The sequence below is a fragment of the Novipirellula sp. genome, assembly GCF_041583735.1.
GTDB lineage: Bacteria > Planctomycetota > Planctomycetia > Pirellulales > Pirellulaceae > Novipirellula.
Genome location: NZ_JBFHFD010000002.1, coordinates 1 through 20809 on the forward strand (window position 1 = coordinate 1; position 20809 = coordinate 20809).

Consider the following 20809-nt stretch of genomic DNA (forward strand, 5'->3'; position numbering starts at 1 on the left):
CATCCCGAATGGTCACCGTGGCTGCAACCACTGTTGATCGCCTACATCGCGTTTGCCTTGATGACGTGGGTCGCCAGCCCGCTGTTTAATCTTGTTCTACGGACGAGCAAGTTTGGTCGTTTGGCGTTATCCGAACACCAGATCCGCAGTTCGACTTGGGTGGGTGTCTGCGTGCTTAGCGGCATTGTGTTGGTAGCCGGCTACTTTGTCACCGGATCGTCGCCGTTGCTGGGATGCGCGTTGGCATGCATGCTGCTGATCCCGCCACTGGGACGAATCTATAGTTGCCAAGAGGGGTGGCCGCGGGCGACATTGTCGCTAACGACGATTGCGTTGGGGTTCTTGGCCGTTGTGGTTGTCGTGAGTTCGTTTGGCAGCTATTTCATCGAAGGAAATGTCAGCCGAGGGCTGCGAGGTATCGCAGGTTTGTTTTTCACTCCGCTGCTGTACGGTTCGATCGCGGCTCAGTTTTTAACTAATGCTTTGGTCTCGGTCTCGCCCAAACGAGGAACGGACACCGGAAAGATGGTGTGGATGATCGGAGGAACGCTGCTTGCACTCGCCGCAGTTGCCGTTATGGCGTTCATTGGACTGGTGATCGTGGTCGGACTGCAGGACGCGCGTTAATCCGGCGGGGGCGGAAATATTAAGTCATGCCGGGGAGAAGTCCCTGGCACATTGCGAGAGAATGCGTTTTTTAGGCCGACCGCTACTGGGCCGACCGCTACTGGGCCGATCGCTACTGGGCCGATCACTACTGGCCGATCGCTACTGGGCCGATCGCTGGGCCGTGATCAGGATCAGCCGATTCTCGTCAAAAAATTCGGTGACGCGTGCGGTGATCGTCCACTGGCTATCGTTTGCATCGGCGCGAATTGCATTGACGACCCGCTGCAAGACTAGGTTTTCGACGATTTCGAGTGATGGGTACTGCGACTGAGAGCGGGCCGCTGTTGATTCGCGTTCATACGTTTCGATCGAAGTGGTAAACACACGCGAATGGGCTCCGTTTTCAACGGATTCACGGATGTGGGTTTCCGATTCTCGCAGCCGGTTATCGGGCGAATGAGTTTCAGGATTGTTTTCGTCGCTGGGGGTGAAGAGCCAGCGGCGACCGGACATCGAGATTTGGCCTGTGACCTGAGGAATCACCGAGCCTTCGCGCAATTGATGACGCAGCGAATTGTGGTGTGTCAGTTTGGGATTACGAGAATCGTTGTCCCGCGCCGCACCCTCCGCGAGAGGCCCAACGCCATCAAAGTCACTGCGGTTTTGACCTGTTGCGTTTTGTTGCGAATCGTCGCCAAACCGGTCAGCGGCCGAAACACTGCCATCGAGCGTGACGACGAATAACGGAGTCAAGACCGCGATCAGCGTTGTCGTCGGGATCAGGCATGCCATCAGGTAACGCGAAAAATACATTGGCGTACGGGCCCACAGCAGCAAGAGCGGTAAAAGCAGCATGACAGAATATCGCAGTGGTAACAGTTTCAGGAAATGAAACGGTTCCTCGGATAACGGCTTCCATGCTGGCCGGGAACGAACGGGGCAAAACGCAACAGGTCTCGGAAATCTTTCAAATTGAATCGGGTGTCTAGATTCAATTCTCTTTGGGCATTGCAAACGCATGCAGCGTGATCACGGCACCAAACGCAATCATCGAAAGACCCAACCAACGCGGTGGTTGGACTCGCTTCATCGGCTTGGGGTGAACCCGCAGCAGGATCGAATCGAGAGTGGTTGTGTTGGTCGCGGTGGTTGTTTCGCTGAACCGAGCCAGCGTACGCGTGGTGGATTCATTGAGGACAAATGAATCGACCATTCGGAACTGAACACCGAGCAACACAAGTAGTAAACCGAAAAAGAAGTAGCGGTGGCGATATCTTGTCATGACAATCAAAGCCCTGGCTGTCTCGTGCCACCGCGTTTGTTTTTGGGAGGGCGGGGTGACGCGAGTGACATGGATTAGAGGAACGAAGCGACTTGGATCGGTTGGTGTTTGACGGATGCCCAACCTTGGCGTATAGCAAACAGATCGTCCCAACGAGGCGAACAACGACAGCCGATTTCAAAACGGAGGGGTCGCAGGAAGTGCAACGCTAGAGCCTTCGACAGCGATCGTGCATCCAATAGCGGACGTGGCGGGGGTGACAGTCAAGCGTGGTATGGAGCTGCGATTCGCAGAATTAAAACGCGAATTTGCTTGCCTGTTTGCTATTTGCGTGCTGCCGGCAGCGGGGCGGAACGACACGCTTGACGTTTTTCCGCTACGGAGATGCTAGTTTCGGCTGAGTGAAACCTGCTTGCTGGCCAACCGCATTCGCAACGTTGGGCTGACCAAGAAGATAACGAGTCCGATCCAGACGAAGCCGAAACCGATGATTCGCCATCCATCGAGTGGTTCGCCAAACACGAACGCGCCCACGATAAATTGCAAGGTCGGGCCGATGTACTGCAAAATCCCGATCGTCGACAAATTCACCCGGCGAACTGCCGCAGCAAACAACATCAGCGGCGTGATGGTCACCAAGCCACCGCCGATCAACATCAGCTTCACCGTCATATTGGATGCGATCATGGCACTGTCGCCCGTGGTCGCTCGGGATGCGATCATAAAGAACGCGGGCAAAAACAATACTGCCATCTCGAACCACAATCCGACGATCGCGGGCAACTGAGTTTTCTTTTTAATCAGTCCATAGAAGGCGAACGAACTGGCCATCGCCAAGGAGACCCAGGGAACGCTGCCGCCAGCAATCGACATCACCAAAACGCCGACCGCGGCAACCGCGACGGCCAGCCACTGGATTCGCCCAAGTTTCTCGCCGAGCACGATCACCCCTAACATGACATTCATCAGCGGGTTGATGTAATAACCCAGCGATGCTTCGAGCACGCGGTTGTTTTGGACCGCCCACAGGAATGCCAACCAATTGATCGCAATCATCACAGCGGCAAGCGAATAGATTGCCCAAACCTTGGGCGTTCGAACCGCGGTTACAAACGCTTGGTATCCTCCCAGATTCCCTTTGCGAAGGACGAATGGGATGATCAGGCAGAGCATCAGAAACGACCACACAATGCGATGCCAAACCAACTCGGTTGCATCGACGTGGCCAAGTTGACGCCAGTAAATCGGGAACAGCCCCCACAGCGTGTGTGCAGCGATTGCACAGAAAAATCCAAACCGCAAATCTAACAGCGACGGGGCGGCAGTTTTTGCGGACGAATCCAAGACGATACTCAAATTTGGGTAGAGGGCGGCGATCAGACACGAACCATACTCGGGAACCCCACCGGCGTAGAGGGGATGGGATCCAGACCGCTCAGGTTTTACCCCCTTGTGGACGGAAATCCTCCCTTTTCCGCTGCGAGGGTGTCGACACCGCTGTGACACGCATCGATGCAATGATGTTCGCATCGATTCTTGCTTCGATATTCGCACCCGGCCCAGATGGCCGCAACACGGCGGAGCCGGATGCTCTTTGATGTTAAGCAAGCATTTCAGCGATGGCGTGGCCGATCCAGTTACTGAACCGATTTCGCGGATTTGCCAAGTTCAAAGTCTTCGGGTTTCAGTCCTCGTTCGAGGAAATAGTTTTCGGGCTGAAAACCATAGAACGAGGGATCAAAGGGATCGACAAAGCCGACGTCCGCTTTTTCGGGAACCTCTTGGTCGGTCAAGAAGTAGCTGGCGTTGACGAACAAACGACGCAAATCCTCGCTCAACAAGTCGACGGCGGCACCGGCGGTGGTTGCAAAGACTTTGCCTTCGGTTTCACCCGATGGCGATGGATAGCTTTTCAGCCACGCCAACGGCATCATGGGATCATTGATTGGGCCTTCGACGATCGGTGCGTCGGGATCGAGCGCCGCGATGACCGCACCACGCAACAACACTGTCGCCGCTTTTTGGTCTAAGTGCACCACGCCGTAGATATCCGAGGCGGTGTAGATATCCGAGACCGAGTTCAAGATGGGATGGTCGGCATTTTCAGGGACGACCACGGCGCGGCCCCCTTGGACCTTGTGATGTCCATGATGGCTGTGCCAATTCTCGCCGATCACGTTGATACCAAAATTGGCCCAGTTATATCCGCCAAACTTGCCACTCTTGAATGCGTGAGTCGAGGTGCGAAACCCGATCAGTGGTTTTCCGGCGTTGAGATAATCCAAGATCGGTGCCATTTGATCATCCGGAAGCACGCGCCAACGTGTTCCGATGATCATCAAATCCGCATCGGCAAGTGTTTCGAGTCCAGGGATGTTGGAATTATCGTTGGGATTGATTACGCCCGTTTTCTTATCAATCGCAAACAGGACAGTACATTTAAAGCCGTGTCGCTGGCTGAGGATTTTGCCAAGCATGGGACACGATTCCTCGGTGCGATATTCTTCGTCACCCGAGATCAACACGATATGGTGACCATTGGCGGTCCCTGCAGGAGGCTCGAAAACAAGTCGATCCGCCGCGAGCGAATAGGTGGTGGCGAAGGCGATGCAAAGGAACGCAGCGATGCGAGTGGTGATCATCATGTACCCGGTCTGAATCGAGGGATGCGAACAAAAGAGCTGTTGGCGGAAAGGGAAATTTTTGGCCAAGATGGAAGCGAGTGCTTTGTCAGAGCTTCAGATTGGGGGGCGTCACACAAGTCGTCAAGACTTTGGAGGCATTTTTCGAACGCTCCGAAGCTTCCGCGTAAGTCCCGCCGCCCTCAAAAAAAGGCTTTAACGCAGCACCAGTGTAGTTGATTCCTGTGGCGAAAAACAATCAAGACCCGCTAAACGTTGGGTGAATCCGCGATTTCGATGGGCTGCGGCATCGCGTCAAGCCACCGAGACAGTTGTTGGTGAAACGCCGCTTCTTGCTGGTCCGCCACTCTCCATTCCGCATGCCCTTGCGTGACGACGAAACGCAAATCGCCGATCCATCGGTCGAGTGATTTGATGATCGCAGCGTAGCGGTCCTCGGACACGTGTTTTGCGACGAACTGAACCTTGCCACCACGCGTGGCTCGATCCAGTCGCACTAGATGCCGGGCATCGGCGGCATAGCGTTCACCCTCGAAAAAGACGCGGCGAAGCTGTTGTCCCGCGTTGAACTGAAACACAGGGTCGGGACCGCAATACAGGCTCATTTGACCCGCGTCACGGAAACCGATTGTGACCACGGTGTCGTTCATGGTCGTCTCGCCGCGAATCGCCATTTGACGACCGTCGCGAAGCAGGTCTTCTCGATCTTGTTCTTGTTTTGCCATCACGAGGGTCGCATGAACCGGCGTCCCCCGTGATCGATGTCATGGTAAGCGATGCAAATGGGGGACGAGGGTACGGTTTGGGGGTGAGTCAGCTGCGAAAGACAGCGCTAACTCGTTCGTCGATCGCGTCGCTACTTCGCTGACACCTAGTCTGGTCGGTCGCTCGGGCAATCGTCAATGGTGGAAGCGTTGCGGGTTAGGGCTCACACCAGCACGTGGGGCGCGGAATTATCGCTGCGATTGATTTGATCCATCAATGCGGGCAAGTCAGTGATCGATTGTATTACGGCATGAGCTCCGGCACTGCGGAATGTCTGCGCAGTTTGTTCGAGTCGCTGCGATCGTTCCGGCTCGGACAACTTGGCGTAATCGGCATGGGAAAGTCCCATTAAACTGCTGCTATCGCAGACTCCGATCGACCAGCACCCCGCGGCCAATCCTGCTTTGATGTCTGCAATCGTGTCGCCGATTTTGACGACTTCTTGCGGCGAGTCGATGTCGAGGTCTCGCATCACACGAAAGATCATCAGCGGTGCAGGGCGACCTTCGCTGACATCATCGGCGCAAACGTTCGCGTCGGGGGCGAACCCTGACTCGGCGGCTCGTCGAGCCACCGCATCGGCCGCAGCGCGAAAGTAGCCGGTCGTTCCACCAATTTTTACCCTGCGATGCCTCAGTTCTTCGATCACATCGGTCAAACCGGGCACAAGGCCGGCATGCTGCTCGATCGCGTTTAATTGCATGGGAACAAACGCGTGATACAGATCATCGACATCGTTTTCGGACCATGGGGCGCCATGAGCCTTTTGCCATGCCGCAGCGATTGCGGGTTCCGTCAACATCGCGACCAAATGGTCACGTTTATTGAGCCCCATCGGCGCACAGGCTTGTTCGTTGCTGACTGCGATATTTCGCGAAGCAAACACGTTCGTGAATGCTGCCGTGGGGGCACGTGAACCGAAGTCGACGGTGGTGCCGGCCCAATCAAAGACGACGAGGCGGATTTTTTCAGTGCGGATGTTCATGGACGGCATCGTCGCGGACGTTGGGTGCGAACCGCGTGTCTATTGCATGAAGATTGCATGTTGTTTTACAGGCCAGTTGGCGAAGAAACTTCACCGCTCGATACAGCGGCGGCTCGGCGCGAGTGGCGGGCGGTAAAGACAGTGCTATCTACATTCGCACTCAAAGGGTGGTTTTAGAAAGCGGGTGGTTTTAGAAAGCGGTGCGGCGCAAGCCGCCCGGTCGAAATCGAATGTTTTTCACGCTGCAACCCGACGGCTCGCGCCGTGCCGCTACCCAAAGTCGATGGCATTGGATGCCCGCCGCCCGGTGGCTGCGGTTGACACGTTTGCGTGACGCCACGCGGAGTCGCTGCAGCGCATGCGTGAATTAAGTGTTCGATTCACTCAGCAATTGCCTTAGCGACTCGGGCGTCGTCCGCCTTGGGTTATTGGACATTCGCTCGGCGTTGACGCCCGCAATGATGGGTTCCCATTGCGATGGGCGGGTGATCCCCGCTTCCGCTAGTGATGCGGGGCAACCGGATTCGGCAACGATCGATCTGATTTTATCGCAAGCTGACGTGACGTTGGTGGTGCCCAGCAAATTGACGATCGTGTGGATTCGGCGGCGTACATGATCGACGCCACGAGGGTCGACACAATCAGATTCGCTCACTTGGGAATTGAATGCCAACATGGGGCCGAGGGTGAGTGCGACGGCGAAACCGTGAGGCAGACCGTGTTGCGACGTCAGCGGATACGAAAGTGCATGGGACGCGGTTGTCTTGCTGACGTTGATCGCTTTGCCAGCCAAGTGGGATGCTTGGCACATTGCCATACGAGATTCGGGCGTCGGGTTCTGGACGGCGGAAACGAGATGATCGATGGCGAGTCGCGCGGCCCGCGTTGCGTTGTCGATCGATTCGTGCGTCGCACCGACAGCCCAGATTGATTCGATCGCTTGGCAAAGCGCGTCAAGTCCGGTCGCGGCAGTGATTCCAGCGGGCAAGCTGTGCGTGAGCAAAGGATCGACGATGGCATAATCAGGGAGCAGCGTGGGGTCCGCGAGCGAATATTTTTTGCCGTCGACGTAGACCACCGCAAAATGGGTCGCCTCGCTGCCGGTGCCCGCCGTCGTGGGAATCGCGATTAACGGCGGCCCGTCGCCGACAATCCAACGGTGTCCCAGCACGATTTCCCGTGCGTCGTCGGGCTGGACGGCCAACGTTCCGATCATTTTTCCGAGATCGATCGCCGTTCCGCCGCCCAAGGCGATCACGATTTCAGGATCGGCGTCGCGAAACAGCGATATTCCTCGCTGGACGTCTTCGAGTTTGGGATTCAATTGAAATTTTGAAAACTTTGTGACAACACAACGATCCAAGATAGGATCCAGCACGGCATCCGCACCACTTGCCGCCGATGCAATCGGATCGATGACAAGGAAGACGCGTGTGATCGAATGGCGTGAAAGGATGCTGGCGACTTCAGAAAGCGCGGCTGTGGCAAGCGTTACGGACGTGGGCGTGGCGTTTTGCAGGGGTTCAGTCACGTTTGAATCCGTTCGGAAAGTCGAAAATCAAGATTTAACGAAGGCTCAGAGAGAAACTTCTCTTTGGGTGGTCCGATGCCTCGGAACGAGGGGTGCGATTGCAACGATTAGTGGCGTTGTAAGCTGTTTTCACCTTTTCAACGTCAATATGCGAAGGATCGCGGGCTCAATTCCTTTTGCCGGTTACGGAGCTTGCGTAGACTATAGGGTATAACGTCGAGACAAAGCATCCTGGGCTAAACGCCTCGTACCGTTTTGGAGACATGCGTGTGGCTTAATCGCCACGGCGATCCAATTTTCCTTTTCTTCAATCGTTCCCGGCAACCCTCTTGTCTAGCACTTCTCTGTGATGCCACCGATTCCACTTCGAAACGGCTTCGTTTGCGCGTGTTGCGATTTCGCAGCGCGACGATCGGACGTGCGTTGGAACGTAACGAAGAATCGAGTCCAGAGCCGACGTCATTTTTCGGTATTCAGTAGTCATCACGGACGACGATTGCATTCAGGGCGTCTCGCGGCTCTCGCGATGATTGTCGTTGCGTTTGTTGGGCTCAGCCAAACTCTTCTTGCCCAGGGGCCAGGCTCCGAGCCGCCTCGCGGGATTCTTCAGTCCAGTAGCGACACGGAATCGGCGAGCGGCAGCAGTCAGTTGCGAGTCAAAGGATTCTTGTTCCTTGATCAATCGGGAGTCCCCGTGTTGATGCCAGGAACGACGTTCGAAGAAATCGAGCGTCTGCAAAATTTGGAAGCGGGAGTCGACTCTCGCAGCCAGGTGTTTGATTTTCAATCGCTCGAGATCACCGGTGCTGCGTCGCAAGGGATCACCGGGGCCACTTCCCCAGGCCGTGCGGAACTGAAAATCGTGATTCGGTTGACGATCGATTCCACGGCGGGGCGTATGGTCGCCATTCCGCTGCGGATGCGGAACTTTTTTCTATTGGGACCGCCCGATGTCAGCGGATTAGACGAATACCGCATGACGGTCTCGGGTAGCGATTCGGGACACGTGTTGATGGTCAAAACCAACCGGCGTCGTGAAGCGGTGGTCACGATGAACGTCGCGGCGAGGGTAGAACCGGGGCCGAACCATTCGTTGCAATTCCAATTACCCGATGTTCCGTCGATCGTTCGAATCACGACGGATGACGAACAGTTTACGGGCGAGATTGTTGGCCGCGGTGACGAGGTGTTACAGACCGAGCGTTCGGCGGCCAATTTAGCTGAGTTTGTGATCGAAAGCGGTGGTGGCGTGTTTACGCTGCGGTGGGGAAAACGCGATCGGGCGTCCGATGGATCGCCGCTTTTGGAAATCGACAACAGTCGAATTGTGGTTCAGTGGGACACGCCGCAAGACCAACCGATCGCGTCATGCCAAATGATCATCCGCAGCGTGCGGGGAACGATCAACGCGTTGAAGCTGCGATTACCCGAAAATGCCGTCTTGTTAGACACGCCCACGCTGGGCTCAAACGGTCAATCGGTTGAAATCACCAGCCCAGTATCACCGACCGGCCCGTCCACCAACGGCGAAGGCACGTTACTTGACATCGTGATTCCCGAAACCGAGCGTCAACAGCGGATCGATCTGAACCTTGACATCCAGTTCTCTGCGAGTGATCCGAACGCATCGACACCGCTGATGTTCCGGGCGCCTGAAGTCATCGGAGCGCTTCGTCAACGAGGCGAGATCCAAATATCGACGGGTGACGATTATCGATTGCGATGGCGGTCACGACCGTGGGTGCAAAGCATCTTGGCCCAACCGACCGAAGAATCTGGACGCTCGTATTTGTTTCGTTACGACCGCGCTTCCTTTGATTTGCCGATCTGGTTAGCGACCACACGCCGTCAATTGCGGTTGTCGACCGAATCCGAAATCTCGCTGCACGATTCGATCGCTCGGATCAAGTATCGCATTCTGTCGAGTGGTCGTGCCGCAGAGGGGACGCTACTAAAAATCGATATGGGATCGTGGCGATTGCGTTCGATTGAAAACGAAGAAACATCGGAGCAAATTGAATCGGGGTTGAACGGGAATCTGCACGAAATCTACCTCGAATCGGTCTCCAGCAGCGATCCATCACCGATTCGAATTGTCGCCGAACACGACTTGCCGATCAGTGACGCGGTCAATTCGCCGCTGGAGGGCTCGGCGATTCTTGGCAGCGGTGACGAGGGGGTGACGTTTCAGTTACCGCGAATTACCGATATCGAAGACACGATGTTGGTCCAATCAGCGACAGTCGCGGTGGCCAATCAAGGCCGATTGTCATTTGTCGTTGATTTGCAAGATTCGCAAAACGTCGATCGTGTGATTAGTACCGAGAACGCGACGCCGGTGGAAACACCACGTTCGAATTACCGCATCATTCCGCCCGACGCTGCGGGAAAATTGGTCGGCCATGTGGTCCAGCAATCACCGACGATCTCGTTGGCCGGAGATGCCACGATTGAAATCGAAGGTCGCAGTTTGCACACGACACTCGATTGGATCGTCAATTCAAGCTTGGATTTAGAAGGTCGTCTTCCAATCCAAATCTCATCCAGTGAGCTGCTGCCCGCAGCGGACGCGAACGAGTCGACTGATTCGGTTGCTGCGAAGCTGGTAACCGCGTCTGAGGCATCCGGCGGCGTTGCATTGAAGTCCGACGCATCAAATTCCGACGCCTCCGATGCATCGGCTAACTCGGTCACGATGGCGACCCGCTGGACCGTCAAGGTCAACAATCAACCCGCAGTTTTGGAACCGCGAGGCGACGACCGCTACGAACTGATCTCGGACCAACTTGGCAGCGGATCGATGTCGATTCGCTGGGAACAATTACGTCCGATCCGTGATGTGGCATCGGCGGACCACATTGAAACGGTCTCGATCCCACGTCCCTTTGGCGTGGAAACGACGTTTCGTGGCACCATGCGGGTGATGATGCAAGGCGATACGACGACCGAAATCATCTCGGCTGATCGTTTGGGCAACCGAGCCGGCGTGACGCTCGAGACATCGACTTCTGATGAAAACACATTGTCGCGTTCCCCTATTCGCGATCGCGACAAATCGACGATGATCTTAGAAGCATTGCCGCGAGAACCGCTGCGTTTGCGTCTTCGATCACGACAAACCGACACCGAAGATGTGTTTGTCTCTCGCGCGGTGTTGCGAACGGCGACTGGCTATGCAACCCGGATGGAACAATTGCTGGCCAATGTCGAAGGCAGTCCCGAGCTGCGTCTCGGATTGCCAGCGGGTGATTACAGCGTTTCCACCGAAGCATTGGTCGATGGTAATGTCACTCGAGTGCGTCGCGAAAACAGCACGTTGGTGATCTCGTTACCATCGGACGGAAAGTCACATTTGGTCGATCTGCGAGTCTGGTTGCCAATGGACGCGTCGATGATGGTCGAAAGCATCGGTCCGGCACTCGATCTGCCGATCGGGGTGGGACGCGTGTATTGGGAAATCGTCGCTCCTCAGGATTCGCACGTGATCTGGGCTTCGCCGACGCTTGGCCGTTCGATGGCATGGCGTTTTGATCGCTGGCGTCTGTACCGTGAATCAACGCAGACCTCTCGTTCGTTGGCCGGGTGGGTGGGCGGCACCGATCTGGTCGAAGTCCCACGCGGTAATCGCTATTTGTACGTAGGTTCGGACGTCCGTTCCTTTCGCGCGGTCGTGGTTTCACGCACGATTCTGTGGGGGGTGACCGGTTCGATTGTGTTATTGATTGCGGTGCTGTTGTCGTTTGTGCCGCAAACTCGGCATCCATTGTTCGCGGTTGCTGCGGCGGTGATGTTTGCCGGAATGTTGGTGGTCGCCCCCGATGCCGCGGTGTTGGCGGGACAATTGGGGATGATTGCACTGGTGTTGGTGGTGGTGATGTCTGCGATCCGGACGATGGTCCAATCGCGTGATCACAGCAGCGCACTGGATTCTCGTCCACGGTCGCGTCGGATCGAAGGATCGACCCAGATGCATAAAGAAAATTCCGGCGCCAGCCGTGGCACGCTGTCCGCGACCCGATCGATGGCTCCCGCTTCAAGCGTGAACAAGGTGACGCCGTGACACGCAGCGTTTTGCTTTGCACCCTGATCCTGGTCGGGGCGTTGGCAATGTCGCTGACGTCGATCGCCCAAGATGTGATCGCCCAAGATGCGCCGAATACCGCGGCCGACGTGACTGAGTCCGACTCGGCAAGCGAGCTGGATTCCGCAGAGACGAAGGTCGCGGCGACGGGTGACACCGATGGCGAGGAGAGTGGCGACACGATTGGCGAAAGTGTTCCCCCAAGTGAATCCGGCGATGCGGATCAGCCGATGACTGGCTCGGATTCCGCTGACACCGAAACCAACGCGACGAGCAAAACCAACGTGGCGGGCGAAACCAACGCGGCGGGCGAAGACGAACCGGCTCGGGCCGAGAACCCATTGGCGGTGTTGCCGGACCAATTACCCGACGGCACTCGATTGAGACCGATCGCATTGTTTCATTCGCAGCTTACCGAGCTTGTTCCCGATAGTTTTCAGCCAATTTCGGTACTGCGACTCAAAGAAGCGATCGATTTAGCAAGCAGTTTGGTGCCCGACGATAATGCCAGCCGAGTGCGACATGCGTTGTACGTGATCGAGTTGGACGGCAATACGTTGGTTAGCGAGCGATCGGTGCTTGATATCCAGTGCGATGAACAGGGCATCGTGCGGCGCCGATTGGGCAAAGTGAATTTGGCGATCCATTCGTCGGCTCGAACTGGAAATGTCAACAACGCTTCGGCGATCCCCCGGCTCGAATCATTGCCGGACGGGGATTTGATGGCGGTGGTCGACGGTGACACGTCGCTGGCGTTTTCATGGAGCTTAAAAAGTTCGACGCAGGGGCTGGTGAAACAGTTTGATTTGCGTCTGCCGGCTTCACCGCAAACGCGTATTGTGCTGCAAGTTCCTAAGGGCATCGCGGTCGATTCGCTTGATGGCGTGGTCCGTTTATCGCCGAGCCCGCCGCCCGAGTTGGAATTGAGTGCGCGCGGTGTTGATTCGCGTTATTACATCATCGACGCAGGGGGACTATCGCGAGTTCGTTTAGTCACGACGCGGGAAGGTTCGCGTGAGAATCCTCGCGATTTATTAGTGCGAAACCAATACACGCAATATGCGATCGATACGACGCGAGTGGTTTGGACCCATCAAGCGATCCTTCAACTGCATGTGCCCGACCGTTTGCCTTCGATGATTGTCGGCGATAGTGCAATCACCTCGATTGCGATCAACGCGATGGAAACGCCGTTTAGCACGACCGAGATTGCCGAGGGAGTGAACCGCATCGACATTTCCCCAGCTGCAGGCTCATTACCGCTGTCGGACACTCCGACTTCGATCACGATCAAGGGGCAAGCGGTGTGGCAGGAAAGTGACGGTTGGTGTGCCTTGCCGCAACCCCATTTTCTGGTCAGCGGAATCATCGTTTCGGAAGTGATCAGCAAAGTGGATTTGACGATGTCCAATCCGCTACGAGTGATTCAGTGGCAATTGCCGGATGGTTGGAGCATGTCGACGGAAACTCCCGAAGACGAAGAAACACGGCAAATCTCGGCATCGGGGCCTCCGTTTACCCTTGACGAGTCCGTGATCAAACGATTTTCGGCCGCAGGCGAACCCAAGTCGGACGACGTGACGGTCCAATCGGGACCGACCGACGACTCCGGTCCGGCCACAAAAGGGTTGCCGGCTTGGTCGAGTGTGCGGATCGCCAAAGCGTCGCCACTGCGTGATTCGTCGACGGTCATGAATCTGACTTTGGCAGACGGATTGATTACCGCGACGACGCGAATGCGGGTGCGAATGGACCCTCAGCGTGTCGAGCCGATCCGAATTGAATTGCAACGCGGATGGTCCTTGCAATCGATCACTTTGACGGGGTCGGGGCGTGTGATTGAAACGCCTGCAATCAATGCCGCCACCTCCCAATTTACAATTTGGCCCGAAGCAAGCGACGTGTTTGATTCGGAATTACAAATCCAGGCAATGGGGCAATCGCGGATCATTCAAGCTGATCCGCAAATCATTGTTCCACGAAGTTGGTTTCTTCGCTTTGTCGATGTCCAGGGCGAATTTATTGCTGCCGTCACGCCTCCGGGAAATTTGGATTGGTCAAGTCAGATGTCGTTGCTGAGCCAACGAATCAAACGCAGTGAAATCGACCAACCGTTCCGCGATTTTCTTGATTCATCAAACAAGAACGCGATGTATTTGCGGTGTGCCACGGGCCGCACCCCGACCCTTGTGTTGCAACCACCGAGTGTTGCGTTTGATGTTTCCACGGCGATGGCGATTCGACTATCCGGCAACGAAGTGCTTGAGGATCTCGTCATTGAAATGTCGAGCACGAACCCTTCGCCGCAAACGATTACGGTGCAAACAGGCCCCGATCACGATCGCCCTGCATTGTCATGGAGCTTGCGACAATCCGACGGAGGTTCGGCGATTAGTTTGCCCGCTTCCAATGTGCTGTTGGAACGTCCTGATTCGGATGGCGTCTACACGATTGATGTTACGCAGTGGAATCTGCGTGGTAAACGACTTGTGGGCCGCCGGCGTTATCCGCTGTCCGGCGACATGTCGATCCGGCTTCCTGTGATTCCCAATGCGACGTCACAGACCTCGGAAGTCTTGGTTGGCGAAGGTATGATCGTCAAACAGAGTGATGACTCGGTATTGCGTGTTCCGATCGATGCGAATTTCCGGCTTGATGAACTGATCGATGGACGCCGAGAGAACGACGATTCACAAACCGCCAATTCCGACGAAGGTGAGGACGTGTCGTCGGATCCGGTTCCGTCGCGGACGGATCTCGATTCGGCTCCTCGAAATCCTGCAAACGCAATTAAAACCCGGTTGCGGTATGATGCGGTGGATCAACCATCGCTGACGATCGCCAAAACGCAAGCCAACCCCAACATCAACATCGTCTGGAATCAAGACGTGACCTTAGTTGCGTCAAGCCATGGAACCGACCGCGTGGAAGCGATTCTGCAGGTGACAGCGTCGAAGCCTGTTGAAATTGACTATGACGATGATTTACGTTTGGTTTCCGTCGAGCAGAATGGCACCACGCTCGAGTCCATTGATCTTGATCGTCGTCCGGTAGTAATCCAGCCGGTGCAGCCAATCAAAAGCCAGCAGCTGAGGTTGATCTGGAGTCGTCAACAAGTTTATCGGCATTGGTGGCGGCAGTGTACGATGCCTTCGATCAATGTCGATGCGGTGGTGATGCGAGCACGATCGCAGGTGCGCGCCTCGTCGGACTCCTTTTTGCCGGGCGTGCTGTTGGCCGAAACCCCTGCGATGGCGTCTCCGTCGACGCTCGCCTTGACCGCAGGAGAAGAGGTGTTGTTGGTGCGCCGCAACAATGCATTAGCGATCGGTTGGTTGGTAGCGATGTTAGTGTTTGCCTTTTGTTGGATGGTAGCTCGACGTTCGCTTTACCTGAACCTGATGATCGTACTGTTGTTGGCCATGATGGCAGGCTGGTGGTGGCCCTGGCACTGGATCACAATTGGTTGGTTTTTGATCCCCGCGATCATGGGCTCATTGCTCGTCAGTACGTTACGTTGGAAAGTATTTGCCGAACAACGTCGGGAGCGACGTCTGCAGCAAGAAGAGCAACAGTTCGAATCTCAAAGATCGCAAGAGCAGGCTGCGGAGTTTTCCGTGACGACACCCAGTGTGATTGTGATCATGGCTCTGCTTAGCTTGGCATGTGCCGCGGCATCCGCTCAAGAATCGGGGAGCCCCGCGGACGATGCAAATGCAACGACGGGTCGCTCGCAATCGAATCCGCCGATGGTGCCGAACGTTGATTTGTTGGTCCCTGTGGACAAAGAAGGAAATCTTGTCGGTGACAAACTTTACATTCCTCGCGAGCTGAAAGCGTCATTGTTGGCGCTGTCGTCTCGATCGCAGCCCGAGGATGCCCGGTTTCAATCGGCCAGTTACCGGTTGCGAATCGAATCGGACGAGGACTCGCTCCGCCCTGGTGCGTTGTTACTTGATGCGGACTACATCATCCATACCGATCACGCCTCGGATCGAGTGATTCTGCCCTTTGCTTCGCAAACGATTCGGCGAATCGAGTTGGTTCAGGATGAACAAGATCGCATTGTGCAGTTCGCGGCCACGTCCGAAGACGAAGTCGTTGCCAGTGTGCCGTTAGGCGACCGGTTTCGTCTGCGAGTGACGTTGATTCCGGATTGGATGGCCAGTGAAAACAAGGGGCAATTGACCGTCAAGCTGCCACCGGTTTCGTCGTCACGTTTGACCGTCGAAGGCAGTGGGACGCTCGATCGTGTTCGAATCTTAGGTTCAACCGGGCAGGTGATCTCGCAGCGACAACTACAAATATGGACTGCCGAATTGGGACCGATCGACAAATTGGCGATCGAAATCGAATTTACCAAAGGGACTGCGACCACCAGTTCGCTGCCGCTGCGACGACGCTATTGGCTGCACGCGGGAAAGTCACATACAACGGTCGAATGTCAAGTCGAACCGACCTACGCGGTGTCGGCCGGAGACACCGTGTCACTGTTGATACGTGATTCGTTGATGCCGACGGTGGTATCGACATCTTGGGAAATCCGGCAAACCGATTTGCTGAGCCCGACGCGGCGACAAGTCACGCTGGCCGCACTGCTGGATTCACCGGGGCCGATCCAATTGCTGTGGACGCTGCCGTCACGGATCAGCAAAGCGGAATCGTTCGAGGATGCCGTGTCGATGGTCATTCCCGATGTGGTGCCGACGATGTCCGGCGATAGCGAGCCCGCGTGGGTTGGCATCAACAGCGATCCGGGGATCCGCGTCTTGCCGGTCACCCGCGAACCGCTGGACGCATTGACCGACGACCAATTCTTAGCCGTTTGGTCGGGGTATCGCGGCAGCAAACCGGATCGCACCTTTGTCGCGTTTGGTCAATTGCCCTCCTTCCAATTGATCAATATCCCCGATCCTCGCCCGACGATTGCCCAAACCCACCAAGTTCACATTGCCGTCGATGCGTTAGAAATTCGCTATCGCGCTGAAATCGTTCACAACGGCAAACAAGCACGTCGCTGGATTCTAAAATTGCCCGCCGCAGTGTCACTGCGGCAATTGAATATTGATGGACAACCCAGCGATGCCCGCCCGTTGGTCTCGAAATCGTTTACCGAGGTCATGCTGGGTGACCTATCCGATCGAACGACGAGCGTGGTGGAAGTGATCGCCGTTTCGAATCTGCCGTCCAACGGTAAATTTACTTTGCCTCGTTTGACGCTAAGTCCGAACGCTGAGACAACCGATCGTTACTTTGTGACCCGTGACCAGTCGCTCGACGTGCGAATCGCCACGCGGCCTCCGAAAGAGTTTATTGAGCGGAACACGACCGGAGATCTCGCCCATTTGGCAAAGGGGTGGGTGCCGGTGGTGGGTTACGAATTCGACTCGGCGATGGTCGGTGACGCCATGAAGATCCCCTTGATGGTGCTGCGATCCTCGGTTCGTCCGACCCGTTTTGATGCGAGTCAATTGATTACGTTGTCGTGGAGCGAAGGGCGATGGAGCATGCAATCGTTAACACGATTTGGGCCTGGCAAACTTCCTGATTTCATCGATATCCAAGTCCCGACGCGGTGGTGTGAATCGCTCGACGTTTCATCCGCAGCACGCTGGTCTCGCCAACCCGCCAATGACGTATCGAATCAATTGATCCGAGTCTCGTGTGAAGAACAAGTACGAGAAAGTCGCGTCATTTCAATTCAAGGAACATTGGCAACGTCTGACAAATCCCGCGTCAGTGTGCCTTCGATTCAAATTCTCGGCGAAGGCAGTCGATCGGTTCATGTATCGGTACCGAGTCGGTTAACGAACGAACCGATTCGTTGGCGATCCAGTTCGGTGCGCGCCGCAGAATTGCCGCCGTTCTGGGCAGAGATTACGCGGCAAAAAGATTTGGATCTCAGTGGGCCGCGGGCGACCTACGCGGTCGCCGCCAATGGTTGGTCGATTGAGCTGGCTCCGCTGCAGCAGCAAAATCGGATCGCCAATGTCATCGCCGCCGACACACGCGTGTTTCCCGGTCACCAACGAATCGTGGTAATGTCGCGATTCGATCTGGTCCCCGGATCTTTGGATGCCGTCGAGATTGCGTTGCCCGAAGGCGCCACGTGTCTGGGGGCGTGGACTGCGAATCAAGCCGTCACGCCGACGGTGGTCACAGGGAAGAACGAGGTTACGCTTGACAATCCATCAGGGGACCGCGTTTCCGAGGACCGCGTTTCAGGGGAGGGGGCTTCCAAGGACCGCTTGGCTGCGGCTGCGTCGCCACCGAATCATCGCAACGTCATACGATTGCCGCTGTCTCTTTCTCGACTTGCTCAGAGCGTTGAGGTGATGTTTGATGTGCCGCTGTCGGGGGCGCGCCGCGGCGATTACGCTGCGACGATGTTAGCGATCCCGGTCACCGAGGCTTGGGTTTCGACCTACGCACTATCGGATTCTCAGGATGGGGGGCGACCGACGTTAATTGAATCGCTCGTCGATCATGAAGGCCAGTTGCAAAGCTTGACGCCAGACCAGGCGCGCGCGGTGATGGTTCAGCGTCGCGGGTTATCACTTGCAGCATCGATTGTGCAGATGATCAACGATTCCAGTGATATTCTTGCCGAACGACCCACGGCCGAATCGACCACATGGATCCGTCCCATGATCGCAAGGTACGAAGATTTGGCTGCCGAGGCGGGATTCCCGGTGGAGTGGATTTTGACACCAAAACCTGGAAACGAAAACTCGACAGGAAAGGCAGCGGAGGCAGCCAATCCCTCGGTGAAGGTGTCGTCGCTTCAAGACACGCCCGCGGAACGATCGTTCCTTGCGGGTGAAGTGCTTCCCGGTTTGGCGAGTTGGGAAAAACTGAACGCAGAGATGTTGGTGCATGTCAAACGCTACTCCAGCGGATCCATTGATATTCCATTTCTGTTTTCCAACCGTGCGAACCTAAAGGGCTACCAGCTGCAACAAATTCAGCGAGTGGACACTCAATCGGTATTGTCACCGGTGGTTCCGGCCGATCCGAATGAAACCTACTTGAAGTCGATCATCACAAATGTGATTTCGTTGCTGGCCGCGATCGCCATCCTGATCCTGTTGTGGCCGCTAAAACACTATTTGGGTTCGATCACCAGTTACCCCGCCTTTTGGCTTTGCCTTGTCGCGCTGTGTGGCTTCTTTGTCGCTCCGATTCCGGTCGCTGCTAGTTTATTGTTGGTAGCTATCTCAGCGCCCGCATTGCCCCGCAAACCATTTCGTCGACGCGTAATGCGCTGAGACGAGATGAAAGGGGGGATGCAGCGACGTGCGATGACCTGTTTGTTTTGCCCCCCTCCCTGCTCTGTCCCTCCGAATTTTTTCCCTCCGAATTTTCGATAACCTCACGACTTACCATGAACCGATTGACCTACCCTGTTCTGTTCGTTTGCATCGTCTGTTTCAGCAGCTCCACAGTACCTGCACAAACCGCATCGCCGCTTGGCACGCTGCGAATTCCGTCGGGGCCGTATGCCTACGAAACGAAACCCGATCACGAGGCGTTTGCTGCCTTCAATCCTCGCAAAGCCCCTGCGGCTGGTCCTCTGCTACTAAAGCAAGGCGACCGCTTGGCGATTTGTGGTGATTCGATAACCGAACAAAAGATGTACTCGAGGATGATCGAGACGTATTTGACGGTGTGTGTGCCGCAATTAGAAATCACCGTGCGTCAATATGGCTGGAGCGGTGAGAAGACCGATGGTTTCCTTCGCCGGATGGATCAAGATTGTTTAACGTTCAAGCCCACGATCGCCACGCTTGCCTATGGGATGAACGATTCTCGTTACCGACCGTTTGATGTGAATAACGGGCGATGGTACGAGGATCATTATTCGGCGATCGTCCGCCGGTTCAAAGAGAACGATGTTCGCGTCGTGGTCGGTTCTCCCGGATGTGCAGGAAAGATCGCAAGTTGGGTTAAATCCAAAGCAGGTGACTTGGAAGACCACAACATTCATTTGTGTGCACTGCGAGATATTGCCATGATTGTGGCAGAGAAACACGACGTTCGCTTTGCTGATATTTTTTGGCCGATGTTTCAAGCCCAAGTGTTTGCTCCGGGGCAACACAATGCGACCGACCAATCGCCTTATAACGTTGCGGGCAACGATGGTATTCATCCGGGCTGGGCGGGCCAGACGATTATGGCTTACGCATTCTTGAAGGCTTTGGGGCTGGATGGCCAAATCGCCGAGATTCAATGGGATCTCGAAAATGGAAAGGTGACGACCAGCAGGGGGCATCAACTCGTTTCCTCTTCTGAGGGGAACGCGACTCTGCAAAGCACGCGTTATCCGTTCTGTGCCGCTGGCGAGGTGGATCACGACAACTCGATCCGCTCGGGGATGACGCTGGTTCCCTTTAACGAAGATCTCAATCGCTTCCTGTTGACGGTTCGCGGGACCACGGCGGCGGAGTATCGTGTGAGCTGGGGAGATCAATCACGGGTCTATTCTGCCGCCGATTTGCAAAAGGGAGTGAATTTGGCGAACGATTTTATGATCAATCCGTTTTCCGAGGCGTTTGCAAAAGTAGACAAGGCTGTCGCAGCAAAACAGGCCTTCGAAACGCACCAAGTCAAAAAGGTGTTTCATGGTAGTGAGGGCAAGTCGGACTTTGCTGCGGCGGTAGCAAAAACCGAAGCCGAGCGAGCTTCGTTGGCGGATGCCATCCAGGATGCCTTCGATCCGGTGACGCACACGATCGAAGTCACTGCGGTGGATCGTTAAGGATCGCATCGGGATTGAGTTGCGTTTGGAAATGACGCTGCGGTCTTTGCCGCAGATCACTGGTCTTTGCCGCAGATCATGAGCGCATAGAAAAACGGCTTGCTTAGGAGATCCTAGGCAAGCCGTTTGAGAATTCGATTTTTGACTATGTGCTCT

11 protein-coding genes are annotated in these 20809 nt (G+C 55.6%); 4 read left to right on the forward strand and 7 right to left on the reverse strand.

Translation table 11 applies throughout. The features are described from left to right. A partial coding sequence (locus ABX962_RS00270; protein WP_372715506.1) for a hypothetical protein occupies positions 1-627 on the forward strand: 627 nt, incomplete at its 5' end. 141 nt (positions 628-768) lie between these two features. On the opposite strand, the gene ABX962_RS00275 is transcribed toward ABX962_RS00270, so the two are convergent. The 7 genes from ABX962_RS00275 to ABX962_RS00305 form a co-directional block, all read right to left on the reverse strand. After that, positions 769-1464: a hypothetical protein gene (locus ABX962_RS00275; protein WP_372715508.1), complete on the reverse strand. Its 696-nt coding sequence runs from the start codon at positions 1462-1464 to the stop codon at positions 769-771. Positions 1465-1600: 136 nt separating this feature from the next. Continuing rightward, the gene (locus tag ABX962_RS00280) at positions 1601-1891 is read right to left on the reverse strand and encodes a hypothetical protein (protein ID WP_339945488.1); all 291 of its coding nucleotides are present in this window, start codon (positions 1889-1891) and stop codon (positions 1601-1603) included. 387 nt (positions 1892-2278) lie between these two features. Further along, the gene (gene rarD / locus ABX962_RS00285; RefSeq protein WP_372715511.1) at positions 2279-3235 is read right to left on the reverse strand and encodes an EamA family transporter RarD; all 957 of its coding nucleotides are present in this window, start codon (positions 3233-3235) and stop codon (positions 2279-2281) included. 293 nt (positions 3236-3528) lie between these two features. Continuing rightward, on the reverse strand, positions 3529-4533 hold the full coding sequence (locus ABX962_RS00290) for a ThuA domain-containing protein (RefSeq protein ID WP_372715567.1): 1005 nt from the start codon (positions 4531-4533) through the stop codon (positions 3529-3531). Positions 4534-4781: 248 nt separating this feature from the next. Beyond that, a complete protein-coding gene (locus ABX962_RS00295; protein ID WP_372715513.1) occupies positions 4782-5258 on the reverse strand; it encodes a hypothetical protein in 477 nt (158 codons plus the stop codon). A 203-nt stretch (positions 5259-5461) separates the two neighbouring features. Next, positions 5462-6283 carry a phosphonoacetaldehyde hydrolase gene (phnX, locus tag ABX962_RS00300; protein ID WP_372715515.1) on the reverse strand — a complete coding sequence of 274 codons (822 nt, stop codon included), beginning with the start codon at positions 6281-6283 and terminating at the stop codon, positions 5462-5464. 367 nt (positions 6284-6650) lie between these two features. Then, positions 6651-7814, reverse strand: coding sequence for a phosphonoacetaldehyde reductase (locus ABX962_RS00305; RefSeq protein ID WP_372715517.1), 1164 nt, complete (start codon positions 7812-7814; stop codon positions 6651-6653). A 526-nt stretch (positions 7815-8340) separates the two neighbouring features. On the opposite strand from ABX962_RS00305, the gene ABX962_RS00310 reads away from it, so the two are divergent. From ABX962_RS00310 to ABX962_RS00320, 3 genes are all read left to right on the forward strand, one after another. After that, positions 8341-11874 (forward strand): hypothetical protein, encoded by a 3534-nt coding sequence (locus tag ABX962_RS00310; RefSeq protein ID WP_372715519.1) that lies wholly within the window; start codon positions 8341-8343, stop codon positions 11872-11874. Next, entirely contained in the window at positions 11871-19163 is a 7293-nt protein-coding gene (locus ABX962_RS00315) for a hypothetical protein (protein ID WP_372715521.1), read from the forward strand. The genes ABX962_RS00310 and ABX962_RS00315 overlap by 4 nt, the downstream gene beginning before the upstream one ends. 116 nt (positions 19164-19279) lie before the next feature. Then, on the forward strand, positions 19280-20653 hold the full coding sequence (locus ABX962_RS00320) for an SGNH/GDSL hydrolase family protein (RefSeq protein ID WP_372715523.1): 1374 nt from the start codon (positions 19280-19282) through the stop codon (positions 20651-20653). Positions 20654-20809: the final 156 nt, after the last annotated feature.